This is a genomic window from Micavibrio aeruginosavorus ARL-13, from assembly GCF_000226315.1.
In the GTDB taxonomy this organism is placed as follows: Bacteria; Pseudomonadota; Alphaproteobacteria; order Micavibrionales; family Micavibrionaceae; genus Micavibrio; species Micavibrio aeruginosavorus_B.
Genome location: NC_016026.1, coordinates 1,614,895 through 1,639,225, shown reverse-complemented (window position 1 = coordinate 1,639,225; position 24,331 = coordinate 1,614,895). Strand labels below are relative to the sequence as shown.

Annotated in this window: 20 protein-coding genes and 2 tRNA genes; 12 read left to right on the top strand and 10 right to left on the bottom strand. The window is 53.0% G+C overall.

Annotated features, from left to right (window positions below):
• The first annotated feature begins 67 nt into the window (after positions 1 to 67).
• Positions 68 to 152, top strand: a tRNA-Leu gene (locus tag MICA_RS07755).
• 56 nt (positions 153 to 208) lie between these two features.
• Here MICA_RS07755 and hmpA read toward each other — a convergent pair.
• Positions 209 to 1,444, bottom strand: coding sequence for an NO-inducible flavohemoprotein (gene hmpA / locus MICA_RS07750; RefSeq protein ID WP_014103177.1), 1,236 nt, complete (start codon positions 1,442 to 1,444; stop codon positions 209 to 211).
• A gap of 78 nt (positions 1,445 to 1,522) precedes the next feature.
• Here hmpA and MICA_RS07745 point away from each other — a divergent pair, with 78 nt between their 5' ends.
• Positions 1,523 to 1,939: an Rrf2 family transcriptional regulator gene (locus MICA_RS07745; RefSeq protein WP_014103176.1), complete on the top strand. Its 417-nt coding sequence runs from the start codon at positions 1,523 to 1,525 to the stop codon at positions 1,937 to 1,939.
• 50 nt (positions 1,940 to 1,989) lie between these two features.
• On the opposite strand, the gene MICA_RS07740 is transcribed toward MICA_RS07745, so the two are convergent.
• The 5 genes from MICA_RS07740 to MICA_RS07720 form a co-directional block, all read right to left on the bottom strand.
• Positions 1,990 to 2,961, bottom strand: coding sequence for a hypothetical protein (locus tag MICA_RS07740; protein WP_041793925.1), 972 nt, complete (start codon positions 2,959 to 2,961; stop codon positions 1,990 to 1,992).
• Positions 2,962 to 2,972: 11 nt separating this feature from the next.
• Entirely contained in the window at positions 2,973 to 3,962 is a 990-nt protein-coding gene (locus MICA_RS07735; RefSeq protein WP_014103174.1) for a J domain-containing protein, read from the bottom strand.
• Between the two features lie 265 nt (positions 3,963 to 4,227).
• Positions 4,228 to 7,089, bottom strand: a complete 2,862-nt coding sequence (gene uvrA / locus MICA_RS07730; RefSeq protein WP_014103173.1) for an excinuclease ABC subunit UvrA — start codon at positions 7,087 to 7,089, stop codon at positions 4,228 to 4,230.
• 149 nt (positions 7,090 to 7,238) lie between these two features.
• On the bottom strand, positions 7,239 to 9,746 hold the full coding sequence (locus MICA_RS07725) for an AAA family ATPase (protein ID WP_014103172.1): 2,508 nt from the start codon (positions 9,744 to 9,746) through the stop codon (positions 7,239 to 7,241).
• Positions 9,747 to 9,952: 206 nt separating this feature from the next.
• Positions 9,953 to 12,469, bottom strand: a complete 2,517-nt coding sequence (locus MICA_RS07720) for an AAA family ATPase (protein ID WP_014103171.1) — start codon at positions 12,467 to 12,469, stop codon at positions 9,953 to 9,955.
• A gap of 233 nt (positions 12,470 to 12,702) precedes the next feature.
• Between MICA_RS07720 and ssb the strand changes: the two genes are divergently transcribed.
• The 9 genes from ssb (at position 12,703) to MICA_RS07675 (ending at position 20,515) form a co-directional block, all read left to right on the top strand.
• Positions 12,703 to 13,188 (top strand): single-stranded DNA-binding protein, encoded by a 486-nt coding sequence (gene ssb, locus MICA_RS07715; protein ID WP_014103170.1) that lies wholly within the window; start codon positions 12,703 to 12,705, stop codon positions 13,186 to 13,188.
• A 69-nt stretch (positions 13,189 to 13,257) separates the two neighbouring features.
• The gene (locus tag MICA_RS07710) at positions 13,258 to 13,881 is read left to right on the top strand and encodes a class I SAM-dependent methyltransferase (RefSeq protein ID WP_014103169.1); all 624 of its coding nucleotides are present in this window, start codon (positions 13,258 to 13,260) and stop codon (positions 13,879 to 13,881) included.
• Positions 13,882 to 13,898: 17 nt separating this feature from the next.
• A complete protein-coding gene (locus tag MICA_RS07705; RefSeq protein ID WP_014103168.1) occupies positions 13,899 to 14,771 on the top strand; it encodes an NAD(P)-dependent oxidoreductase in 873 nt (290 codons plus the stop codon).
• Positions 14,772 to 14,855: 84 nt separating this feature from the next.
• Positions 14,856 to 15,824 carry an HIT family protein gene (locus MICA_RS07700; RefSeq protein ID WP_014103167.1) on the top strand — a complete coding sequence of 323 codons (969 nt, stop codon included), beginning with the start codon at positions 14,856 to 14,858 and terminating at the stop codon, positions 15,822 to 15,824.
• 79 nt (positions 15,825 to 15,903) lie between these two features.
• Positions 15,904 to 16,356 carry a DUF2059 domain-containing protein gene (locus tag MICA_RS07695; RefSeq protein ID WP_014103166.1) on the top strand — a complete coding sequence of 151 codons (453 nt, stop codon included), beginning with the start codon at positions 15,904 to 15,906 and terminating at the stop codon, positions 16,354 to 16,356.
• Positions 16,357 to 16,522: 166 nt separating this feature from the next.
• Positions 16,523 to 19,264 (top strand): DNA gyrase subunit A, encoded by a 2,742-nt coding sequence (gene gyrA, locus MICA_RS07690; protein WP_014103165.1) that lies wholly within the window; start codon positions 16,523 to 16,525, stop codon positions 19,262 to 19,264.
• Positions 19,264 to 19,716, top strand: a complete 453-nt coding sequence (locus tag MICA_RS07685) for an NUDIX domain-containing protein (RefSeq protein WP_014103164.1) — start codon at positions 19,264 to 19,266, stop codon at positions 19,714 to 19,716. The genes gyrA and MICA_RS07685 overlap by 1 nt, the downstream gene beginning before the upstream one ends.
• Positions 19,717 to 19,721: 5 nt before the next feature.
• A complete protein-coding gene (gene coaD / locus MICA_RS07680) occupies positions 19,722 to 20,243 on the top strand; it encodes a pantetheine-phosphate adenylyltransferase (RefSeq protein WP_014103163.1) in 522 nt (173 codons plus the stop codon).
• Between the two features lie 196 nt (positions 20,244 to 20,439).
• A tRNA-Lys gene (locus tag MICA_RS07675) sits at positions 20,440 to 20,515 on the top strand.
• 17 nt (positions 20,516 to 20,532) lie between these two features.
• On the opposite strand, the gene MICA_RS07670 is transcribed toward MICA_RS07675, so the two are convergent.
• Positions 20,533 to 20,736: a hypothetical protein gene (locus MICA_RS07670; RefSeq protein ID WP_014103162.1), complete on the bottom strand. Its 204-nt coding sequence runs from the start codon at positions 20,734 to 20,736 to the stop codon at positions 20,533 to 20,535.
• Between the two features lie 146 nt (positions 20,737 to 20,882).
• Positions 20,883 to 21,245 carry a DUF6176 family protein gene (locus MICA_RS07665; protein WP_148260450.1) on the bottom strand — a complete coding sequence of 121 codons (363 nt, stop codon included), beginning with the start codon at positions 21,243 to 21,245 and terminating at the stop codon, positions 20,883 to 20,885.
• Between the two features lie 651 nt (positions 21,246 to 21,896).
• Between MICA_RS07665 and MICA_RS11895 the strand changes: the two genes are divergently transcribed.
• Complete coding sequence (locus MICA_RS11895; RefSeq protein ID WP_014103160.1) at positions 21,897 to 22,580, top strand: helix-turn-helix domain-containing protein; 684 nt, start codon at positions 21,897 to 21,899, stop codon at positions 22,578 to 22,580.
• Here MICA_RS11895 and MICA_RS07655 read toward each other — a convergent pair.
• Together MICA_RS07655 and MICA_RS07650 are read right to left on the bottom strand one after the other, a co-directional pair.
• Positions 22,577 to 23,593 (bottom strand): L-histidine N(alpha)-methyltransferase, encoded by a 1,017-nt coding sequence (locus tag MICA_RS07655; RefSeq protein WP_014103159.1) that lies wholly within the window; start codon positions 23,591 to 23,593, stop codon positions 22,577 to 22,579. The genes MICA_RS11895 and MICA_RS07655 overlap by 4 nt on opposite strands.
• On the bottom strand, positions 23,590 to 24,228 hold the full coding sequence (locus MICA_RS07650) for a helix-turn-helix transcriptional regulator (RefSeq protein WP_014103158.1): 639 nt from the start codon (positions 24,226 to 24,228) through the stop codon (positions 23,590 to 23,592). The genes MICA_RS07655 and MICA_RS07650 overlap by 4 nt, the downstream gene beginning before the upstream one ends.
• Positions 24,229 to 24,331 lie beyond the last annotated feature (103 nt).

Genomic DNA, 24,331 nt, shown 5'->3' with positions numbered 1-24,331 from the left:
CCCCCTGATTTTTATTGAATTTATCCTATTGATCCGCGGATAATTTTTGCCTATAGTCCCCGCCAGTGCCCCAGTGGTGGAATTGGTAGACGCGCCGCACTCAAAATGCGGTACCGAAAGGTGTGTTGGTTCGAGTCCGACCTGGGGCACCATTCCACAAAAAAACCTCCCTTGCGGGAGGTTTTTTGCTTTTACGGTTTGGGGTGGATCAGGCGGCTTTCTTATCCAGCTCCTGACGCGGGCCAAAGAATTCGAAATGGACCTGTGATGCTGGAATGCCCCAGTCCAGCAGCTGGTGATAAATATTCACCATGAATATTTTCGGACCACAGAAATAATAATCCGCATCGCGTCCCGGGATGATCGATTCAATCAATGCTGCGTCCACAAATCCGGTGCTGGAATGCGCGGCGTTTTGAATGTCTGCGGGTTTCATGTCACTGTAGCGGTAATGGATGTGCAGATTGGAATGGGTTTGTGCCAACTTGTCCAATGTGGATTTGAATGGCTGAACATCGGTATCCAGGCACCCGTGGATCAGGAAGATGTCGCGGTCTTTATGCGTATCCAAGGCGGTTAAAAGGATGCTCATCAACGGGGTGATGCCTATGCCTGCGGCCAACAGAACCAATGGGCGGGCATGGTGTTCTGATGGATCGAAGAAGAATTCACCGCACGGAGCAGACAGTTCAACCGTGTCGCCAACATTCACGCTGTCATGCAACATGTTGGATACATAGCCCGCGGGGGTGTTGGCTTCCGGCGGTGTTTCGCGTTTTACGCTGATGCGGAAATAATCATTCCCCGGTTTGTCGGACAGGCTGTAATTCCGCATGGTTGTGGACCCGTTCGGGGTCGGCATGCGGATGGTGATATATTGCCCGGCCTTGAATGCGGGCAGTGCCAATCCATCCTGCGGCGTCAGGTACAGTGATGTAATGATGCTGCTTTCACGTTCCTTGCGCATGACGTGGAATGTTTTGAAACCATCCCATCCACCGGGCATGGTGGCATTATCCTTGTAAATCTGGGCCTCACGGTTGATCAGGATATTCGCCAGAAAACCATAGGCATTGGCCCAGGCATTGATAATGTCGTCGGTGGCGGCGTCGCCTAGAACTTCGCGGATGGACGCGAGCAGGTTTTCCCCAACAATCGGATAATGTTCCGGCTTGATGTGCAGGGATGCGTGTTTCTGTGCAATCAGTTCAACGGCATTCCCTAAAACCTCAAGATTGTCGATATTCGCGGCGTAAGCGCAAATGGCGGCGGCGAGGGCACGTTGCTGGCTGCCGGATTTTTGGTGAGCGGGGTTGAAGAAGGGAGCCACTTCCGGATTGTGTGTGAACATGCGCTGGTAAAAATGCCGGGTCAGCGTTTCGCCATGTTGGTCCAGTACGGGGGCCGTGGATTTAACAATATCGATGGTTTTTTGGTCGAGCATGATGGTATCCTTATAATATGTATTTTGGATATATATTATAAAATATGCTACAAAGGTCAAGCACGATATGAGGATTGTATGCAGCTGACCGTTTTCACAGATTATGGCTTGAGAACATTGATGTTTCTGGCGGCGCGCACGGGGGAAATGTGCAGTGTGAAGGACATTGCCAACCATTACGGCATATCCCGGAATCATCTGGTGAAGGTGGTTCACCATTTATCGCAAGCCGGATACATCGTATCGGCGAAAGGGCGGGGCGGTGGGATCCGCCTGGCCGAGGGAACGGCGGAATTGCGCTTGGGGGATATTGTGCTGGCGCTGGAGCCTAATATGAATTTGGTGGAATGTTTCGATCGCAAAACCAATACATGCAAAATCATCGGGGCGTGTCAGTTGAAACATTATCTGCACGATGCAAACCGAGCGTTTGTCGCGGCATTGAATGAGCACACTCTTGCCGACACCGTGAAAAACAAAGCTCTTTTTGGATAATAAAAAACCTCCCAGACGGGAGGTTTTTTATTCTGTCGTGCCCGTGCGGATTAACGGGACGTGTGCTTGTTCTGAATCCAGGTTTTCAACGGGTGCAGGTCGCGTTCATAACCCTGCGGGCACGCTGCATAAGAGCTGGGGGCATAAGAGCGCGGGGCAACCAAATGCTGGGATTGGTCATTGAACTTCGGATAGATGATCATGACGTCGCCTTTTTTCGCGAATTCCGCGATCAGCCCATTGGGATCTGCTTTCCACTCATTGATGCGCTTGGTGTTATAATCTTTCAGGGATTGAAGTTTTTCCCCATTGGCTTTCTTGAAATCCGATGTCAATTTTTCATGGCATTCAATCGCCATGTGATTGTCGGGGATGCTCAGTGTCACGGTTGTTTGTTTTGTGAATGTATCCGTCAGCCCATAAGAGGCGGCTGTTTCCTTCACTTTTTCCGCAGGAATTTTGCTCAGGTCAATTGTACCGTTGACCTTATCAACGGCCCACATGCCGCCGGTCATGATCCAGTTGCCCAGTGTTTTGTAATTTTGGCCCGACTGGCTGAGCGTGTAGTCGAAGGCGTCTTTAGGACTTTCCACCGGATTGATGCGTTCCTGGAACAGGGCCTGGCCCGCGGCGACAATAATCGGACCAATCGCGACCCAGCCGAGCGTTTTTTGCAGGGGGATATGATTGTTTAGTTTCTTCAGGCCCCAGATACCCCCTACGGCGGCAATAACGGGAATGGCGATACCACCAATCACAACCGCTGCGGCAATGGCCGCCGGAATACCGAGAAGATAGCCAGCACCCTTCCAACCCATTTTTTTGGTCAGGGCGGCCCCGAACAATGTTGCCACCCCCAGTCGTTTTCCGGTTTTCAACAAGCCGCGCCCAAAGAAACGGCCTGATCGGTTCAGAACGCCAGGTGTTTTTTTCAGGATTTCGCTCGCCTTGGCTTTGAAACGCTGCGCGGCGGCGGGTTTGTGTTCGATTTTGGCTTGTTCGGCTTCGTTGTGTTCGGTCATGGCGGTCACTCTTAATAACGAATGGGTTTCAGCTTGCTGATCGGGGCTGTCATAAATTTTTCAAGACTGTATTGCGGTTCCTTGGCGCTTGGATAGCGGAAAAAGCCCTTGTCACAATTCAGCGAGAATGTGTTCGTAATGTTGTGAATGATCGGCTCGGCCTTGTAACCCGCAGGGGTGTAAGTTACGCGAATGTGGGTGTTGTTGCGTTGGGCCATTTTGACCAGTTCACTGTTCGGGTCACGTTTCATGCCTTCGATAATGGCATCAATTTTTTCCTGCTGCGGCAGAACTTCACTGACGCGATAGGCGTTATCACCCATGCGGTCTTGCGGAATGCGGGGCACGCAAACGATGGCTTTCCACTGCGGTGACAATTCACCCGGCTGGATAACGTAACCGTTGCCTGTTGGCTGTTGCGGGGCGGTTGCCTGGGGGGCCTGTTGAATGGTGTTTGGCACCGGCGTCGGTACGGGTTTGACGTCGATGTCGTTTTTGAAAAATTCGTTATAGGCCCACAAAGCGGCCCCGCCCAGAGCGGCAGCAACGAAATATTTTCCCAGACCGGATTTCTTATTCAGGTTGGCTTGGCGTTGCGCGGCGTTGCGTTGAGCGCGTTCAAAGCCGGGTTTTTCTTCTGCACGGTCAAAGCCCGGCTTTTCGTTCTGCGGAGCTGTGGCCTGGGCCTGTGGTGTTTTGGGTTCGGTGTATTTTTGCGGCGGGCTGTATGACTCGCGCACTTCGGTGGATGGGGGTTGGTTGACGCTGGGCTTGTTTGTTGCGTATGTGGCAGCCAGCAGACGGTCATAACCGGCGCGATCATCCCTCAACGCGGCATAGGCGATGTTGGCTTCCTTGGTTTTTTCCTCGGCGATTTTATCGCCCGGATTTTTGTCGGGGTGATATTTGCTGGTGATGGCGCGATAGGCGGCCTTGATCACCGCATCTTCTGCTTTCGCATCAACGCCAAGAATTTCGTAATATGTTTTACCGTTCAACATTGCACACCACCGTTTTTTACCTATTTGAAGCCTGATTTTTATTGGTTTTTTTGAATTCAGGCGCCCTTATATTTACCATAACTTGATAATGGGGCGCAAGTGTGAAATTTGTGGATTTTTATTGTTTTATTTCAATGTGTTAGGTTTTGATGTTCCGTCATCCCCGCCTTGTGCGGGGATCCGGAAAGGACCGGGATGATTGGCGCCTTATGGCCCCCGGATCCCCGCACAAGGCGGGGATGAGGAGTGTATGGCTGAAAAGGGCTTACGCCGTTTTTTTGCCCTTGGCTGCCGCTTTCGCCGGGGTCAGCAACGGGGCCAAATAATGCCCGGTATAGCTGCCCTTGGTCGCCGCGACCTGTTCCGGTGTGCCTTGGGCCACAATCCGTCCACCTTTGTCACCCCCCTCGGGGCCGATGTCGATGATGTGGTCGGCGGTTTTGATGACTTCCAGATTGTGTTCGATGACCACGACGCTGTTGCCCTGATCCACCAGCTTGTGCAGGACTTCCATCAATTTGCGGACATCTTCGAAGTGCAGGCCGGTGGTTGGTTCATCAAGGATATAGAGCGTGCGCCCGGTGGAACGGCGGGCCAGTTCCTTGGCCAGTTTCACACGCTGGGCTTCACCCCCGGACAGGGTGGTGGCTTGTTGCCCGACCTTGATATAACCGAGGCCAACATCGACCAATGTTTCCATTTTTTCACGGATGGATGGTACGGCTTTGAAAAACTCTGCCGCTTCTTCAATCGTCATGTCCAGAACATCGGCAATCGATTGGCCCTTGAATTTCACTTCCAGCGTTTCGCGGTTATAGCGTTTGCCGTCGCACGTATCGCATGTGACGTAAACATCGGGCAGGAAGTGCATTTCAATCTTGATGACGCCGTCGCCCTGACACGCTTCGCACCGTCCGCCCTTAACGTTGAAGGAGAAACGGCCCGGCTCGTACCCGCGGGCTTTCGCCTCGGGCAAGCCGGCGAACCATTCGCGAATGGGGGTAAAGGCCCCGGTGTAGGTGGCGGGGTTGGACCGTGGCGTGCGGCCAATCGGCGATTGGTCAATGTCGATGACTTTGTCGACATTGTGCAGGCCCTTGATTTCCTTGTACGGCAGGGGCACTTCGCGCGTGCCCATCAATTTCTGGCTGGCGGCCTGGAACAACGTGTCGATGGTAAAGGTCGATTTGCCGGATCCGGACACGCCCGTGATGCACGTCATGGTGCCCAACGGGATTTTCCCGTCGATATTTTGCAAATTGTTCCCGGTGCATCCGTTCAGTTCAATAAACTGTTTCGGCTTGCCGGGGCGGCGTGTTTTGGGAACGGGAATAGATTTTCGCCCGGTCAGGTAATCGGCCGTGATGCTGTCCTTGTTTTTCATCACTTCGGCGGGGGTGCCTTGGGCTACAATCTGGCCACCGTGAATGCCGGCACCGGGACCCATGTCGATCAGGTAATCGGCCATGCGGATGGCGTCTTCGTCATGTTCGACAACCAAGACCGTATTGCCCAGATCGCGCAGGCGTTTCAGCGTTTCCAGCAGACGGTTGTTATCGCGCTGGTGCAGGCCAATGGATGGTTCGTCCAGAACGTACAGAACACCGGTCAGGCCTGATCCAATCTGGCTGGCCAGACGGATACGCTGGCTTTCCCCGCCCGACAATGTGCCGGAGGAGCGGGAGAGGTTGAGATAATCCAACCCCACATTCATCAGGAATTGCAGCCGTTCATTGATTTCTTTCAAAATCCGTTCGGCAATGGCGCGTTGCTGCTTTGTCAGTTTCTTATCCAGCGCCCCGAACCAGTCCAGGGCCTCGCCAATGCCCATTTCGGCGGCCTGGCTGATGTGGATTTTGTTGATCTTCACGGCCAACGCTTCGGGTTTCAGGCGATAGCCCTCACAGGATTCGCACGGGGCGGAGGATTGGTATTTCGACAATTCCTCGCGCACGCCCGCGCTGTCGGTTTCCAACAGGCGGCGTTGCAGATTTGGAATGACGCCTTCGAACGGTTTTTTCGTTTTGTAACTGCGCACACCGTCATCGTAGGTGAAGGTGATGACTTCCTCATCGCTGCCATACAGGATGATGTCGCGCACTTTCTTCGGGATGGATTTGAACGGCTGATCCACAGTGGCCTTGTAATGTTTGGCCACGGCGGCGAGGGTTTGCAGGTAATATTTGCTGAAATTCTTCGACCACGGATCAATCGCCCCGTCTTCCATGCTTTTGGACGGGTCGGGCACGACCAGTGATTCATCAAACAACAATTTCACGCCCAGGCCATCGCATGTCGGGCAGGCGCCATGCGGGTTGTTGAATGAAAACAAACGCGGTTCGATTTCGGGAATGGTGAATCCGGATACAGGGCAGGCGAATTTTTCTGAAAACAGCGTTTGTTCGCCGCTTTCCGCGTTTTCAACAATCAACAGCCCCTCGGCCATTTTTAATGCGGTTTCAACCGAGTCCGCCAAACGGTTGCCCAGATCGGCGCGCACAATGATACGGTCGACGACGATTTCGATGTCGTGTTTTATTTTTTTATCGAGCGTGGGCGTTTCATCAATTTCATACAACGTGCCGTCAATCTTCACACGTTGGAACCCCTTGGCGCGCAGTTCGGCCAATTCCTTTTTATATTCACCCTTGCGCCCACGCACGATGGGGGCCAGCAGATACAGCTTTGTGCCTTCGCCCATATCCATGATGCGGTCGACCATGTGGCTGACCGTCTGGCTTTCAATCGGCAATCCGGTCGCGGGGGAATAGGGCACGCCGACGCGCGCCCAGAGCAGGCGCATATAATCGTAAATTTCCGTCACCGTACCGACGGTGGATCGGGGGTTGCGGCTGGTGGTTTTTTGTTCGATGGAAATCGCGGGGGACAGGCCCTCGATCGAATCCACGTCCGGCTTCTGCATCAATTCCAGGAACTGGCGGGCATAGGCCGACAGGCTTTCCACATACCGGCGCTGCCCTTCGGCATAAATCGTGTCAAAGGCGAGGGAGGATTTGCCGGATCCGGACAGCCCCGTCATCACGATCAGGGAATCGCGCGGCATATCGACATCGACGTCTTTCAGATTATGTTCCCGCGCGCCGCGGATGCTGATGGTCTTTAACATAGCGTCAAATGTTCCTGAAAAGTTCTACTCTGGCTTTCCATGTATATGGGATTCGGGGGCGGCTTGGCTAGGGGCTTTTTGGCGCAAAGCGCATAAAAAGCCCCCGGCGGGTCACGCCGGGGGCAAGGTGGTGTTAAAACTGCTGTCTATTAGGCCGGTTGCGCCGTCGGGCCGCCGGGCTTGCGGGTGGATGCCGATTGGGTGGCTCCCGCTTTGTTTTGGTTTGCGGCGGTCGCGGTGGCCGTTACGGTGAAGCTGTCCTTCACGCTGTCGATCGTCAGGGTTTTGGTTTCCCCGGCCAGATCGGCTTCGTTTTGTTTCAGCCAGTCAGCCAGCGGCACCTTCACGTAATCGCGGATGGCGCGATCCATCGGGCGGGCACCGTTCTTGGCATCAAAGCCAACGCTCATCAATTCATCCATGGCCGCATCGGACAGTTTGACGCTCAATCCGGCATAGAGTTTGTTTTGACGCAGGCTGGCCGATACACCGTCGATTTTCTTCAGCGCGATGGTGCGGACGACATCCGGTGTCAGATCGTTCATGTCGATAAAGGTCGCCCGGTTGCGGAATTCCGGTTTCAGGCGGTCTTTCGCGGCTTGCAAACGCTCTTTCGCCGCGGCTTTGCTGGCATCGCTTTCGCGCTCTTCTCTCGATGGTGCGGTGAAGCCGATGCTCGCCTTTTCCTTGATTTCATCGGCGGCATTTTGGGCGGCGGTTGCACCCAAATTGCTGGTGAAGATCAGCACGCAGTTACGGAAGTTGAGTTTCTTGCCGTTCAGCAGGGTCAGTTCACCTTCGTCCATGATTTTCATCAGGGCGTTGTCGACTTCCGGGTGGGCCTTTTCTGCTTCGTCGAACAGAACGACAGAGAAAGGTTTTTTATCCACGGCTTCCAGCGCGGTTTCTTCACCGTAACCAATGTAACCCGGCGGGGAACCGACAATCCGGCTGACCGTGTGTTTTTCGGCGAAGTCGGCCAGGTTGACGGTGATCAGTGCCTTTTCATCAACAAACAGCGATTCAGACAAGGATTTTGCCAGTTCGCTTTTGCCGACACCGCTGCTGCCCATCAGGTAGAAGACGCCCAGCGGTTTTTTCGGGTCGTGCAAATTGCGGTTCACCAACCCAATGGTTTTTGAAATTTTTGTTACGGCTTCGTCCTGGCCGAAAATCCGCTGGGACAGGGTGTCGCCCAGATTTTCGATGCGATCCGATGCCGATCCGCCGATCAAAGCCAGTGGCAAGCCGGTTTTTTCGGCGATGATGTTATCAATCGTCGCAATGCTCAGCGTGGATTCGTTGTTCAGCTCGCTTTCCGCAACGGCGGACAGCAAAATGCCAATGCCTTTTCCGGGGCGGAATTGGTTGGGCATATAACGGTCTGTTTTTGCCGCGATATGGTCCAAAGCGTCCTGTGTAATTTCAACCGAGTGATAGTTGGAAATCTTTTCCGCATGACGTTGCAATTGTATCATCGCAATATCGGCGGGCAGTTCTTGAAGCTTCAGTGTTTCAAATACGGCTGCAACATCCGGCGATTGTTTTTTGATCAGGAATATTTCCTGGTCTGTCGCGCTGGCAATCAAATGCAGGTCCTTATTTTGAGACAATTCGTGGGCGATCAGCGCACGCAGGGCGGTCATATTTTCTTTCAATGCCGATGTCGAATTTCCAAAGTCCTCGATATACAGGATCACAGGTTCTTTCGGATTTTTGGCGTTGTGATCGGCCACATTGTTCAAAATATCAAGCAGGACGTCTTTCACCTGCGGTTTTTTGTCGATAACCGATGACGGGCCGTTAAACAGCATGTCGGCCAGATTCAATTTGAAAATGCTGCCATTCTTCATCTGGCCCGGGCCTTTGCCTTCGGCCATGTTTCTGGCCAGGGCTTTGACCACAGTGCTTTTTCCGATGCCTTCGCCGCCATGGAGCAGAGCGCTGGCACCTTTTTGTTGCAACAATACGCGGGACAGGCGTTTGACGTCTTCGTCGCGGCCATGATTGTCGTCCAGATCTTTGGCTTCGATTGTGAAATCGGACGCATATTCATTCAACAGAGAGCGCAATTTTTTCGAGATCTTGCTGTCATCCGTGTGGATGAATGCCAGGTTTTTCTTTGTCCCGCTATCATCGCTTTGTTGCAGGGATACGACAACGTCGTTTGCTGCCTGATAGGACACCATGGCGTCGTTGCTGAACAAAATCTGCCCAAATCCGCCGCTGAGTTGTTCAAAGCTGTCTTGCAGATAGGTGTAAACCTGTACCATTGACGGAACGTCTTTCGTCAGGCGCAGGGCCATGGGGATATAGGCGCTTTGTTTTGTCTCCGCCTTTTTGTCGGCGTTGTAACGCAACGTCATATCCGCATCGGGGCGGGACACCATGGCTTGATGGCGATGTTGCATCAGTTGGAAATAAAAATCGGCATTTCGCCCATCGGCAGACACATCTTTGAAGACGAGGGCGTGAAGCTCCATCAAATCATCTGCAACAATTTCTTTAAGAGTGCGGCCTTGAACCAGGTCCGTCGGAGCGCTTTCCAGGAACGTCAGAACCCCTGGGTGTTTATCCAGCGTTTGCATCTGGGCCATGACGGCTTCAATCGTGTTGAAGATGCTCAGAAGGGTTGTTTCGCGGGCGGTCTCGGCCATTCTTTATCTCCCTGATAACGCTTATAAATTACGCGGTTTTTGTCTTTTCTCTGGGCTTTAATTTACATAAAGCTTTGGTGTGGGGCAAGAAATATCTTTATAAAAAAGTACGGGGCTGGGGAAGATGCCAAAAAGTCTATGGTTTCTGCCGCTTTTCCCGGATGGTGCCAGCAAAAAGCCCGCCTGTTTGGGGCGGGCCTTTGTGATTATTGCGGTTTCGGGGGGCTTGGCTGCGCATGTGTGGCCGGGCGGCGTTGGGGTCTGCCCTCGCTGTTGTCGTTCACGGCCACGGCCCTTGCATTTTGTGTGACGCTGGCGCGGAAGCTGTCTTTCAACACGCTTTCAATAACCAAGGTGCAAGCTTTGCCAGCGACCTGATCGGCGTTTTTGTTCAGCCAGTGGACCAACGGTACCTTCACATTGTCACGGATGGCCCGTTCCATGTGGCGTGCGCCGCTGGCGCGGTCATAACCAATTTTCATCAATTCATCCATGGCCTGCTGGGTCAGGTCGATGTCCATATTCGCATAGGCCTTGTTCTGGCGCAGGCGATCGGACACGTCATTGATCTTTTTAAAGGCAATGGATCGCACAGAATCTGGAGTCAGGCTGTTCATGTCGATCAATGTCGCGCGCTGGCGGAATTCCGGTTTCAGTGTTTCTTGAATGGCTTTGGTACGGGCTTCCTTGCTGGCCAGATCGCGTTCAGTCTGCCCATTGCTGGCGCTGAACCCGATACCGTTCTTTTTCCCAGCCTCTTCGGCGTCACGGGCCCCCAGGTTGCTGGTGAACATTAAAACCGTGTTGTGGAAGTCGATATGCTTGCCGTTGAGCAGGGTCAGTTCCCCTTCGTCCATGATCTTCATGAAGGCGTTGTCAACGGTGCGGTGGGCTTTTTCGGCCTCATCGATCAAAATCACGGCATATGGTTTTTGTGCCACGTCTTCCAATGCGGTTTTATCACCATATCCGACATAGCCCGGGGGGGAGCCGAGCAGGCGGCTGATGGTGTGTTCACCGCTGAAATCCGCCATGTTAACGGTGATCAGGTCGGTGCCGAGCGTATCGGCCAGAACTTTGGCTAATTCGGTTTTCCCTACGCCGGTCGGGCCGGTCATATAAAATACCCCAAACGGGCGTTTAGGATCATGCAATCCATGCCCAACCAGTTCCAGCGTGTCGGCAACGATCTTGATGGCTTCATCCTGTCCGAATACTTTGCCAGACAATTTTTCGGCCAGATTGGTGTAGCGGCTGGCACCATCGCCATTGATGGTTTCCAGCGGTTTTTTCGACCGCGCGGCAACGGCGACGCAGACAGATTCGTATGTCAGCGTGTCGTGGCCTTTCAATTCTGCATCCGCAACGGCGGACAACAGGACATCGGTGGCACGGATCATGCGCGATGCTGTTTTTGGCATATGGGCATCGGATTTTTGGATGATATCTTCCAGAACGGAGTCGCTGATCTCAATGGATTTTTGTGATTCCAGATTTACAACGGTTCTCAGCATGTGAAGCAACACGGAATCCGTGGACAGTTCCGGTGTCGCAATGCGTTCGAATTTTGCTGTATCCTCATTCAGGTCATGCAATTCCGCATCCGTGGCGTTGAACACCATCATCAGACTGGGATCATTGTCGGCGTAATGTTTTATGATGGTTCGCAACATCCCCGTGGAATCCATCATCATCGCGTCATAGCTGAGCGGTTTTTGGGTGCAGCCATAATCGTCGAAATGCAGGATGATCGGTTCATCCGGGTTGTCCAGATTGTGGGCGCTGGTGGTGTCTAAAACATCGCCCAGCATCGACTTGGCGCTCTGCCCGGCGGGGCCGGAATCAGCGGATTTCAACAGCATCTCAGTCAGGCTGATACGGTAGATAGAGGCGTCTTTTAAATAGCCCGGGCCTTCACCCGCGGCCATCTTGTGGGCCAGGATATCAACCATAATGCGCGCGTTGCTGTAATCTTTTCCGTGCAGCAAGGCCTGTGCGCCATGCGGGCGTAACAGGACGCGCGACAGGGTTTCAATCGCGCCGTCAAATTCGGGGGCCTGCGGCGGCTTTGCAATGCTTTCGGCGATGTTGATGCCATAGATGGACAAGACATCGTGGGCGTCTTCCTCGGGCCCGAAATCGTCGGCTGAAACAGCCTGCGCTTCCGCGCTCTGTGTCGGTGTTTCTGTTGTCTCCGGATAAATTTGTTCCATCGCAGCGGCCAGGCCTTCGGCCAGGCTGTTGGTTTGAATCGCTTCGTCGCTGAGATGCAGCTGGCCGAACAGGCGGGCCATGGTTTTGAAAAGGCTCGTTACGGTCGGAATGGCTTCTTGGCCCTTCGGCGACAGTTCCAGAAGACCGACGCATTCCATGTTATAGGACGGGTTTGCGTCTTTTCTCACCTGTTCGATATGGGCGGCCAGAAATTCCTGCGCGGTTTCCAGGGCGATGGCTTCGCCGTTCCTGTGGCGCATGATTTCGCCGTAAAATTCGGGGTAAGCCTTGTCCGCCGAAAGGTCTTTGGCGATGCAGGCGTAAAGCTCCAGAAAATCATCAATGACGATTTCATGGAATGAGCGGCCGCGGACGACATCCTGCGGCAATGTTTTTAAACCGTCGTTCAGGTCGGGAAAATGCGTGGGAAGGGCCCCAACTTGTTCAGCGATGGCACTGATGCTCGCGAAGGTTTTCAGGTGGTTTTCACTGTGCTGAGTCAGTACCATATCTGTGCTCCCTGGTAGATGCCCACGTTTTCCGGGCTTTTTACGTACTCTTTTTACAAGGAGGGTAATTTACGTAAGCTTGGCAAGTGGGGCAAGGAAAAAGTGGCCGCGTCGGCCCGTCCTGGTGCATAACCGCCAAAATGGCGCAAAACGGGCTTTTCATCCGGCGCCTGATGGGTAATAGTGACCCCGGTTTTCCCGAAACAAATATAGAACATGAGAGAGAGCAGGCCATGGCTGGCAGCGTGAACAAGGTTATTCTGGTGGGCAATCTGGGCAACGATCCGGACGTGCGGATGATGCAGTCGGGCGGCAAGGTTGTGAACCTGTCCATCGCCACATCCGAAAGCTGGAAAGACAAGAATTCCGGCGAGCGTCAGGAACGCACCCAATGGCACCGCGTCGTAATCTTTAACGACAATCTGGCCACTGTTGCTGAGCGTTATTTGAAAAAAGGCGCGAAAGTGTACATCGAAGGCCAATTGGAAACCCGCAAATACACCGACAAAGACGGCCAAGAAAAATACACGACCGAAGTGGTCTTGCGCCCGTATCGTGGCGAACTGACCATGCTGGATTCCCGCAGCGGCGGTGGTTCGGGCTTTGGTGGCGCGAATGACATGGGTGGCGGTGCTGATTACGGTTCACCGGCGCCTGCGCGTGCGGCGTCTGGCGGCGGCGCCCGTATCGACGATATGGACGATGAAATTCCGTTCTAAATAAAGTTTGAATGCGTTAAGGCCCCGGTTTTATAAAGCCGGGGCCTTTTATTTGAAGGGGACGCGCACATGACAGGCAGAAGCAAAAACGATATCAGCATTATCGCGTATAACCAGCAGGCCGAAAAACTGGCTGATTTATACAATGCGATGAGCTCGCCCGCCGTGTTGCCGGGGTTGGAGCCGTTGTTGCCGGAATGCGATGGCACCACCCGTATGAACGCGTTGGATATCGGGTGCGGCACGGGCCGCGATGCCGTATGGCTGGCGGAAAAGGGGTTTAATGTTGTGGCCTTTGATGCCGCCGCCGACATGATCCGCGTGGCCGAAGACCGCAAATCCCACCCGGCTGTGCAATACATGGTCGATACCCTGCCACATATGCGCGATGTCATGGCACTGGACCGTGAATTTAACGTGATGGTGATGAGCGCGGTGTGGATGCACTTGTCCCCCGAGGCACGCAAAACCACCATGCGCGCCATGTGGGATATGGCCGCACCGGGGGCGTTGATTTATATGTCCCTGCGCCATGGCCCATCGCCGGATGATCGTCCGATGTACAAGGTGGGGGCGGGCGAAGTGAAACGTCTGGCCGCTGATGTCGGGTTCAAGGCCACCATTCTGGGCGATGATGCCGACCGCCAGGGGCGTCAGGGCGTGTGGTGGGATTACATGACCCTGCGCCGTTAAAAGAAAAGAGTATCATCATGCAAAAAATCTCGTTCCTTGGTCTTGGTGTCATGGGGTATCCCATGGCCGGGCATCTGGCGAAAAAGAGTGGCGCGGACGTCACCGTCTATAACCGCAGTGTGGCCAAGGCCGATCAATGGCTGGGCGAATATCAGGGGCGCAAAGCCCTGACCCCGGCAGACGCCGCACGCGATGCGGATTTGATTTGCCTGTGCGTGGGCAATGATGATGATCTGCGTCAGGTTTTGACCGGTGAAAATGGCGTGGCCGATACGGTGAAGGCCGGGGCCATTATTGTTGATCACACAACGGTGTCCGCCGATGTGTCGCGTGAAATGGTGGCGTTCTTTGCCGACAAAGGCGTGACCTTCCTCGATTGCCCCGTATCGGGCGGGCAGGCGGGTGCGGTGAATGGTGTTCTGACGATCATGTGCGGCGGTGATCGCGCCGCGTATGATAAGGTCGCGCCGATTTTTAAAACGGTGTACGCCCGCGAAATGCGCCATATGGGGAACAGCGGCGCGGGACAATTGACCAAGATGGTCAATCAGATGTGCATTGCGGGCGTGTTGCAAGGACTGGCCGAAGGGTTGTCGTTCGGCATGAAAAGCGGCCTCGATATGGACGAAGTTTTGGCCGTGATCAGCGCCGGGTCCGCCCAAAGCTGGCAGATGGAAAACCGTGGCAAGACCATGGTGCGCGACCAATTCGATTTCGGTTTTGCCGTGGATTGGATTTACAAGGATTTGGGCATTGCGCTGGACGAGGCGAAAAACAACGGCGCAAACCTGCCCATCACGGCGCAGCTGCGTGAATTTTATAAGGAACTGTCCGATCAGGGCTTTGGGCGCTGTGACGCCAGTGCGTTGATAAAACGGCTGATTTCCTGATGAAATTCCCCCAATCGGGGGATTTTTATTGCCTTTTGGGCGGGGATGCCTCTATGTTCCGGAAAATAAAAGGTTGGAACAGGCATGAACCCCATCAAGCCGACATTTTATAACGCCGCGCGTGACCGGATGCCCGAGGGCATGCGGCCCAGCCCGTTTACGGATCGGTCCGACTGGCTGGGGCAGGGGGAATTGACCTTTGCCGTGTCCAACGGGTTTCCGTCCACCGTTGGCCATACGCTGGTTCTGCCGCGGGATTTTGGCACGTATCGTTTTACCGATCTGGCACGCGATGAATTGGTGGAACATTTCCGCATGTTCAAAACGCTGACCGCCGCGTTCAATGCGCATTTCAAACCCGATGGATACAATGTGGGCTGGAATATCGGGTTTCATGGTGGGCAATCCATTGCGCATGCGCACATGCATATCATGCCGCGTTACAATACCGTGAACCGCATGCATAAAATCAATCCCTTGGGTGGATTGGTGCGCATGCCGTTTCACACCATTCCCGATTTTTACAATCACGCGACAAAATCAACGCAACGTGCGTTGGAAAAAAATGTCACCACGATGATGCCATTGGTGGCGCGTAATGATTTGGCCTATGCCGTCAATCTGCCCCGTGATGCGGCGGTGGCCCGGGGACACAGCGTGGTGCTGCCGCACGCGCACCGTAAATCCCTGCTGGATTGTTCCGAAGGCGAGTTTCTGGCGCAATTGGAGTTGGCTTTGGAAATCATGGCCATGCAACAGGCGGGCACAACGCCGCCCGATGGGTACAATATCGGGTGGGATGTCGGGCGCGCCGGCGGGCAGATGATGGACCGGGCCTATCTGCACGTGCTCCCCCGTTATGCCGGGGACATGGACAGCCCGCGTGGCGGGATTGTGCGTCTTATCCCGCAAGCCGCATGGCCGAACAGCACCGATTATTACGATGCCAAAAATGTGGGCAAGGATGTCGTGTTAAAAGACATCGTCACATTCCCCTTTGATTTCTGGGACAGTCCGGCCCGCTCCAATGTTATGGATTTAAAACCCGTCTAAGACGTTGCTTGCGGCAGGGGTGACATTTCGGGCGAAGCCGCTATGATAGGGGACTTCACCGCCAGATAAGGGAACCCCCATGTTGCGCTTTTTTCTGTCCGCTTTTGTCGTTTTTGCCATGTCTGTCCCGGCCTTTGCGCAGGATGATATGGATGTGACCAAACGCCGTGAACTGGCGCTGGAAATGCATAAAATCCGCCCGGCGCGCGAGCAGGTGAGCGAAGCGGTTAACCAGGTGGCTCGTAATCTGCCCCCGGCGGATCAGGAGCGTTTTATCGCCATGGTGGACAAGGCGTTCGATTATGAGGCGCTGGAAAAAATGTCCGTTGATACGATGGTGGCATTGTTCACCACGGCGGAATTACAAGCCATGGTCGATTATTTCGGCTCGCCTGAGGCCAAGGCCGTGGCCAAAAAACTGCCGATTTATCAGGAAAAACTGCAACCGGAAATCATCCGGATGCTGGATCAGGCGCTGGCGGATGAGCGATTTGGCAACACCCCGGCCCCGGCGGCCCCGGCATCGGAATAAAATTCGTTTAATTTCAATGTTTTATCTGCATTTTAACGGGGCTGGAAAAGCCCCGTTTTTTGCCATTTTGGCGTTGTTTGAAGGGGGTAAAAATGCTACTTAATGGCCTTGAAATTTCACAAGAAAACCAAGCGTTTCCGCCGTTTTTGATAAAGGCCGTAGAACAATGACCGATACCGCGACCCAGGATCCGATTCTCCCGACCATTTCCCTCGAAGATGAGATGAAGAAATCCTACCTCGATTACGCGATGAGCGTGATCGTGTCCCGTGCGCTGCCCGATGTGCGCGACGGTTTGAAGCCGGTTCACCGCCGTATCTTCTTCGCGATGAAAGAGGGCGGGTACACGTCCGATAAATCCTACAAGAAATCGGCGCGTATCGTCGGTGACGTCATGGGTAAATACCACCCGCACGGCGACTCCGCAATTTACGAAGCCATGGTTCGTATGGCGCAGGAGTTTTCTCTGCGCCTGCCGCTGATCGATGGTCAGGGTAACTTTGGTTCCATGGACGGCGACCCGGCTGCGGCGATGCGTTATACCGAAGCGCGTCTGGCCAAGGCTGCCGAAGCGTTGCTGGACGATATCGACAAGGACACGGTTGAATTCCGCCCCAACTACGACGAATCCACGATGGAGCCGACGGTGCTGCCCGCGCGCGTTCCGAACCTGCTGGTGAACGGGGCCGGCGGTATTGCTGTGGGTATGGCCACGAACATTCCGCCGCATAACCTTGGCGAAGTGATTGATGCGTGTTGTGCCTATGTTGCAAACCCGGATGTGACGACCGAAGATTTGATGGCCTACATCCACGGGCCGGATTTTCCGACAGGTGCGCAAATTCTGGGCCGTATGGGCATTAAATCCGCCTACATGACCGGTAACGGCTCGATCATGATGCGGGCGAAATGCTCGATCGAGGATATGCGCGACAAACGCGAAGCCATCATCGTGCACGAAGTGCCGTATCAGGTGAACAAGGGCCGCTTGCTCGAACGCCTGGGCGAAGTGGGCCGCGAAAAAATCGTCGAGGATATGGCGGAAATTCGTGATGAATCCGACCGCGACGGTGTTCGTATTGTGATCGAGCTGAAGAAAAACGCCATCGCCGATGTGGTGTTGAACCAGCTGTATAAACACACTCAACTGCAAACGTCGTTCCCGTGCAACATGGTGGCCTTGAACCATGGCCGCCCGCAAACCTTGCTGCTGCGCGATTTTATTTCCGCCTTCGTGAAATTCCGCGAAGAGGTCATTACCCGCCGCACGATTTACGAACTGGGCAAAGCCCGTGACCGCGCCCACGTTTTGGCTGGTCTGGCTGTGGCGGTTGCGAATATCGATGAAATCATCGCCGTGATCCGTAATGCGCCGAACCCGGGCGTGGCAAAGGAAGAATTGTTGGCCAAACGCTGGCCGGCGGGCGATGTCGCGCCGCTGATCGCCTTGATCGACGATCCGGAATATCTGGTGGATGATGCGGGCACGTATCAAATGTCCGAAATTCAGGCCAAAGCCATTCTGGACCTGCGCCTGCACCGTTTGACCGGTCTGGAACGTGACAAGATTGGTGATGAACTGAAAGAAATCACCGATGCGATTGCTGAATATCTGGCCATTCTGGGCAGCCGCGAAAAACTGCTGCAGGTCTTGACCAACGAATTGATCGAGGTCAAAACGAAATTCGGTACGCCGCGCCGCACGGAAATTGTGAATGCGGAATTCGAAGAAGATATCGAAGATTTGATTCAGCGTGAGGAGATGGTGGTGACCATCACCAACAGCGGCTACGCCAAACGCGTTCCGTTGGATACCTACCGCGCGCAACGCCGTGGCGGCAAGGGCCGCAGCGGAACGGGTCTGAAGGACGAAGATTTCGTCACCGACCTGTTCGTGGCCTCGACCCACACGCCGCTGCTCTGCTTCACCAGCCGCGGGATCGTGCACAAGCTGAAGGTCTGGCAATTGCCGCTGGGCACGCCGCAAGCACGGGGCAAGGCGCTTATCAACATGCTGCCGCTGGAGGAGGGGGAAAATATCTCCGTCATCATGCGTTTGCCGGAAGATGAAGAAATCTGGGATACGATGGATATTATCTTTGCGACCAGCAAGGGTAACGTCCGACGGAACAAATTGTCCGATTTCCGCTCCATCCGCTCCAATGGCCTGATCGCCATGAAGCTGGAGGAAGAGGGTGAGAAGCTGATCTCCGTCAAAATCGCCCGCGAAGATGACGATATCCTGCTGGCCACCCGTTTGGGTAAAGCCATCCGCTTCCCGGTTGATGATGTTCGCGTCTTTTCTGGCCGGACATCGACCGGTGTACGCGGCGTGAAGCTGGCCAAGGATGACGACGAAGTCATCTCCATGTCCATCCTGACCCATGTCGAGGCCACCGCCGATGAACGCACGGCCTATCTGAAGATGGCCAACAAATTGCGTGGCGCGGACGAAGAGGGCGTGGAATTTGAAGGCGGCGATATCCAATTGTCCGAATCCCGCTTCAAGGAATTGCAGGAAAAAGAACAATTCCTGCTGACCGTAACGGCCAAGGGTTTTGGCAAACGCACATCGGCCTATGAATACCGTTTGTCGGGCCGTGGTGGTCAAGGTGTGACCAACATGGCGTTAACGGCGAAGAATGGCGGCGAAATGATCGCCACCTTCCCGGTGACGGACGAACACGAAGTGATGCTGGTGTCTGATGCGGGCCAATTGATCCGCATGCCGGTGCACGACGTTCGTTTCACAGGCCGCAGCGCACAGGGCGTGACCCTGTTCAAGGTTGCGGATGGCGAGAAAGTTGTTTCCGTCGCCTGGCTGATCCGCGAGGAAGGTGACGATGCCGCCATTGACGGTGACGTTGTAACGCCTGCCAATGATACCGACGCGCCGGTTGAGGAATAATGGCCAAACACACCGCGCCACAAGTTGCCGGACGGGCCCTGATCGTTGATCGGGGCCGTCTGCTTTTGGTGCGGGGGGATGGGGATGGCTCGTTCTGGACTCTGCCGGGTGGGCGGGCCGATTTGGGCGAGGATATTAAATCCTGCGTCCGACGCGAGGTGTATGAGGAAACGGGTTTAACCATCACCGTCGGTGATTTATACGCCGTATCCGAATATTACGACCCCGCGGCCGCGCACCACACGCTCCAGGCGCATTTTATTTGCGCGATCGCTGCGGGTGAGATACAGGATTCATGGGTTGACCATGGTGGCAGCGTTGAGGAAGTTCGTTTTTTCACCCATGCCGAGCTGATGGAATTACCAATCGTGTTCCCCGATTTCTTGCGGAACGGGGAATGGAACAACGGGCCGGTACCGGTCCGCTACATGGGAATGGATATTAAGGAGTAGGGATCATGAACCCCAGCCTAGAGGCCGCCAAACACCGCGTCGGCGTTTACCCCGGCACATTCGACCCGATGACCAAAGGTCATTTGCACATTATTCAACGCGCCAGCAAGATTGTTGACCGTTTGATCATTGGCGTGGCATCCAACGTGCGCAAGGGACCGTTGTTCAGCATTGATGAACGCATTGATCTGGTCAAAACCGACATTGCCAACATGCACGATAAATATTGCGACATTGATGTGCGTCCATTCGACAACCTCTTGATCGACTTCGCCCGCGATGCCGGGGCGTCGTGCATTATCCGGGGCTTGCGGGCCGTATCCGACTTTGAATTCGAATTTCAGATGACGGGCATGAACGCCAAGCTGAACCCGGACATTGAAACCGTGTTTTTGATGGCCTCGGACAAGTGGCAATTCGTGTCCTCATCCTTTGTGAAGGAAATCTGCTCGCTGGGCGGGGATGTGTCGGGCGTGGTTACACCGAATGTTGAGGCCCGGATGAAAGCCAAATTTGGCCTGAAATAACCCTTTGGCCATGGTTCCGCACAGGGGTGGACGGGGTCGCGGGGCCAAAAAACCCCAAAGATTCCAATATTTTCAAAAAAAATGCAGTTCTTTGGGATTGTTTTGAAAAGAAACCTTGACGAAGGGCTCCTGTATTCATATTTTGCATCGGCCTAATATACGCACCCAGCCACCACGGGGCGTTTGCAACGGGTAAGACTGCTTAGCTCAGCCGGTAGAGCAACTGACTTTTAATCAGTAGGCCCAGGGTTCGAATCCCTGAGCAGTCACCACCCTCTCTTCCCAAACATCAATATAGCTTCAGCGTTGTTTCCGGCAGATCCTGCGGGACCATTATGCTTGGATCCGGCCGCCCATCCTCCCCACGCATCGGGGCAATCGGCTCCAGAACCAGTGTCATGCACAACGCCATCACGGTACCAAATGCGATGACGGCGCTGAGGGCCGATGAAAATAAAATGATGCCCGGTGCATCGGGGCCAAGATGAATCATGGGCGTTCTCCATGCTGCTTCAACTCTGCAACTAACGTGGCGCGCCGCACTTCACCGTCAACACAATAAAAAATCAAAAAATGGCGTGACAGAAAAATCCTGCCACGCCAGCGTATTGTGTGTTTGTGGGGAATTAAGGGTGAATTTTATATTTTTGTGCCTTGTGAGCTTTGGTCGTTGTAAAAGAAAATCAAGGGCTCAAGCTCTTCACTATCTTCCCACCAATCCTGCTTAAATTTTTTGTGAAACTCGTCGACGATATTTTTGCTTTCTTTTGCAGTTTCTCGTGCGTGCTCAAAGTCGGGGCAGGCCATAATGTAGATTAAATAATTATCCGCACCGCTTTTTTCCAAAAAGACGGATTCCAGTAAAACGCCTTCGGCTTTTAATGTGTGCATCACGTCATTTTTATGGGTTTTTAGGAATGTTTCCCATTCTTTTATGGCGCGCATGCTTCCTTGCTTAAGCCGAATGCGAATGCAGCGGATTTGCAGCGGTGCGGATCTCATATTTTTATGCTTTCTTATTGTTAAATTTTTAGTGTGGGGGCTCTGCCAAAGCAGATAGCGCCCACATATGGTGCACGACCGAAGCAGATGGCATTTTTCTGCGGAGCATCGCTAAAACATATGGCCGTTTTGTCGTTCCCATTCCCCATGGATCGGCCAAAGATTTTAGCAAACGATTCTTGCGTTTTTTGGTGACGATCATGATAGGGGGTTAAGTCTTTTCCCTCTTCAACAACAGGCAAATGATCAAGGACGAAACCAAAAACATCAACGCAGTCATTGATATACTTGCTGACGTGTAGGATGTGGGCGTGCCAGAAATCATCGACGTCACGGGTGGAGACAAACTCTCCGTCTGGTGCGGCGGCGTAGAGCTTCAGGAAATCGCGGTAGTCTTGCTCGACCTGTTTTGCATATGAGGGGTGCCATTTCTTTTTTCTGCCAAATAGGCGCGTACACGATCCAGGTCAAGTCGTTGAATTTTTGTTTCGGCGTTTTGGATATTCATCACTTTCTCCGTTATTGTTTAATAAATATAGAATAAAATATTTTTTATATATTTTTTTGTGTTGACGCAAGAAAATTTGATATAAAAATTATTGCATGCTATATTATTTTTAATATTCGTGAGTTTCCAAAGAGATAAACCCCATGATTACGCCTGATCAAATTCGTGCCGCCCGTGCCTTGAAGGGGTGGAGCCAGACGGAACTGGCCAACCGTGCCAACGTTGCGGTGCCCTCAATTGCAAATATTGAACTCGGGAAGCAGAAACCTTCTGCCCAGATGCTCGACAAAATTTATGAGGCGTTTTTGTTGGCGGGTATTGTGTTTACAAAGAACGGTGTCGAAAAACGCTCTTTTGATGAACGTATTACAACGTTCTCGCAGGAAGATTTCCCGGGGCAAAATTTGTATTTAAGTGTTCTTGAGGATGTCTATTTGACGCTGAAAGACCTCCCGGAGGTGGAGCGTATTTGGTACGTTTTTGTGCCTATTGATGAAATTTCTCCTCCAGCGGTTGTTGAACAAATTCGAAAAATCCGTTCGGCGGGAATACAAATACGCAACATTGTGAATGAAGATGATACATATTTAATGGGTGATTTTGATGAATACCGCCTTATTCCCAAAAACCTGTTTGTGAACAGCATTAGCATGGTTTACGGAACAAAATTCGCAATGACGCTGGATAGTAGTTTTGAGAAACCTGAGCCTGGGGCTGTAATTATTATCAATGATGAAAACGCGGCAAATGCTCAAAGAGGAGTTTTTGAGGTTTTGTGGCAAACGTTGCCAAAGCCCGAAAAATCAACGGCGCGTGAAAAATATTAAACTGCCTGAAGAACGTGCAGGATAATCCGGTCGGATGTGCCATGGAATGTTTTAACGGCTTTAAATCCGGCGGAGTGACAAGCGCGCAGGAAAAATTCTGCCGGGAATTTGTAACAATTGACCAGCGGGATTTTCGTTCCTTTGCGGATTGCGAAGGCATGGTCGGCAATTTGGAAGGTTGAGAGTGCTTTTGCGCGCGCGCCCAAAATTTGAACGTGTTCGGCGGAATCCCATTCGGAATAGAATTCAAAGTGATCGGGATTAAAATCCCGCGTTGGCAAATCCCGTTGAATACGGTGCGTCAGTGTCATGATATACCGCGCCAGATCGGGGTGATTATAGGCCGCGTTCAATGTTGTTTGGTTGTGGTTAATATCCTGTGTAATAACCAGATAATCACCCGTTTGCGCATGTTTGCGCAGTTTTTTCAGGCTGTTTGATAATTCAATCAAGGACGGTGTTTTACCGCGACCCAGATTGCAGAGGAGGCCGCCGAACAAAACCATAACTTTTGGTGTGCGTGCGGCAATGCTCAGCGTTTCTTCAAAAAAGTCGGCCAGAATGCCGCTGGATTCAATTTGTAGTTTATCTTGCACCAAGGTGGAGGCGTTATGGATGAACTTGTTGTTCACATCAACGGCCACATATCCCGATGGGTTGAACATGCCGGTCAAAATGGGGAATGTTTTTGTAAGAACGGCCTTTTCTTCGCCGGGGCCTAGGTCAACGCACAGGGCGTTGGGGGGCAATATGGCACCAATTTCGGCGGAAAAATTCTGGATCAGCTGTGCTTCCTCGCTGATTAGATAATAATCACGTGATGTGTTTACAAAACGGCCCCAATGTTCGCCACCGCGCACGGGGTCGTCGTTTGTTTTGGGTTCGTTGAAGGCGTAGGGGTTCATATGCCCGGTACGGCAACCTGAAAAAAGGTCGATGCTGTCATTCAGGAAGCGATTTTCTTCCTTTTTACGCAAGGCGTGGAGAATGTCTGCATCGCTCAGGCTCCTCATTTCTGCGGAACCTCCGATTTTTTCCAGATTTCTTCAAATTGCTTGCGATAGGATGCTGCGATTTCCGGCTCGTTCAAAACATAGATGCGCGGCTCGTCGCCAAAGACCATCATGCCCAGCTTGTCGCCGTAAATGTAAAAGGGGACCGTATAAAACGTATTTTTAGGCATCCAGCGATAATCGGCATAATTGGATGCTGGGAAGAACGTATCGCCATGTTCAATCAGGATTTGATAGCGAACACCGAGTTTCAACATACGCTCAGAGTGCTCGCCCAACTGGTCACCTTGCCATTCAACGAACTTACGCTCATCGACATTACTGACGCAGACCGTCTTTTCTTTTGATTTTTTTATCTCCGCATACACATCGTCATAAAATTCGAGAAAGCCTTCTTTCCCAGTCAGGATTTCAACGGTGTGTTTTTTAACGCGCACACCCCCATCAATAAATTCAATCCCCGCATCTTCAAACGCCTCGATAATGGCGGCCTGTGTTTGGGGGGTGGGGTTGTGTTTGCCGGATTCGATGTTGCCAATGGACGGCGTGGCCATGTCGACCCGCTCGGCGAGGTCGGCCTGGCTCCAGTTTTTTAAGGCCCGGGCGGCGCGGATTTGGTCTGCGGTAATGGCCACGGTGCTTCAAAACCTCATAAAAGGGCAGTTTCCTGCGGTTTCTGGCTAGTCGGTCTGTTATACATTATTTTTTATAGCGTGGGAACTTATTTTTTATCAAAAA

Excerpts from the sequence above, each read along its gene's own strand:
- MICA_RS07665 (WP_148260450.1), bottom strand. The coding sequence starts at position 21,245 with ATGAGATCCGCACCGCTGCAAATCCGCTGCATTCGCATTCGGCTTAAG.
- ssb (WP_014103170.1), top strand. The coding sequence starts at position 12,703 with ATGGCTGGCAGCGTGAACAAGGTTATTCTGGTGGGCAATCTGGGCAAC.
- MICA_RS07720 (WP_014103171.1), bottom strand. The coding sequence starts at position 12,469 with ATGGTACTGACTCAGCACAGTGAAAACCACCTGAAAACCTTCGCGAGC.
- MICA_RS07695 (WP_014103166.1), top strand. The coding sequence starts at position 15,904 with ATGTTGCGCTTTTTTCTGTCCGCTTTTGTCGTTTTTGCCATGTCTGTC.
- MICA_RS07745 (WP_014103176.1), top strand. The coding sequence starts at position 1,523 with ATGCAGCTGACCGTTTTCACAGATTATGGCTTGAGAACATTGATGTTT.
- MICA_RS07685 (WP_014103164.1), top strand. The coding sequence starts at position 19,264 with ATGGCCAAACACACCGCGCCACAAGTTGCCGGACGGGCCCTGATCGTT.
- MICA_RS07710 (WP_014103169.1), top strand. The coding sequence starts at position 13,258 with ATGACAGGCAGAAGCAAAAACGATATCAGCATTATCGCGTATAACCAG.
- hmpA (WP_014103177.1), bottom strand. The coding sequence starts at position 1,444 with ATGCTCGACCAAAAAACCATCGATATTGTTAAATCCACGGCCCCCGTA.
- MICA_RS07725 (WP_014103172.1), bottom strand. The coding sequence starts at position 9,746 with ATGGCCGAGACCGCCCGCGAAACAACCCTTCTGAGCATCTTCAACACG.
- MICA_RS07735 (WP_014103174.1), bottom strand. The coding sequence starts at position 3,962 with ATGTTGAACGGTAAAACATATTACGAAATTCTTGGCGTTGATGCGAAA.
- MICA_RS11895 (WP_014103160.1), top strand. The coding sequence starts at position 21,897 with ATGATTACGCCTGATCAAATTCGTGCCGCCCGTGCCTTGAAGGGGTGG.
- MICA_RS07705 (WP_014103168.1), top strand. The coding sequence starts at position 13,899 with ATGCAAAAAATCTCGTTCCTTGGTCTTGGTGTCATGGGGTATCCCATG.
- MICA_RS07740 (WP_041793925.1), bottom strand. The coding sequence starts at position 2,961 with ATGACCGAACACAACGAAGCCGAACAAGCCAAAATCGAACACAAACCC.
- MICA_RS07655 (WP_014103159.1), bottom strand. The coding sequence starts at position 23,593 with ATGAGGAGCCTGAGCGATGCAGACATTCTCCACGCCTTGCGTAAAAAG.
- MICA_RS07670 (WP_014103162.1), bottom strand. The coding sequence starts at position 20,736 with ATGATTCATCTTGGCCCCGATGCACCGGGCATCATTTTATTTTCATCG.
- coaD (WP_014103163.1), top strand. The coding sequence starts at position 19,722 with ATGAACCCCAGCCTAGAGGCCGCCAAACACCGCGTCGGCGTTTACCCC.
- uvrA (WP_014103173.1), bottom strand. The coding sequence starts at position 7,089 with ATGTTAAAGACCATCAGCATCCGCGGCGCGCGGGAACATAATCTGAAA.
- gyrA (WP_014103165.1), top strand. The coding sequence starts at position 16,523 with ATGACCGATACCGCGACCCAGGATCCGATTCTCCCGACCATTTCCCTC.
- MICA_RS07700 (WP_014103167.1), top strand. The coding sequence starts at position 14,856 with ATGAACCCCATCAAGCCGACATTTTATAACGCCGCGCGTGACCGGATG.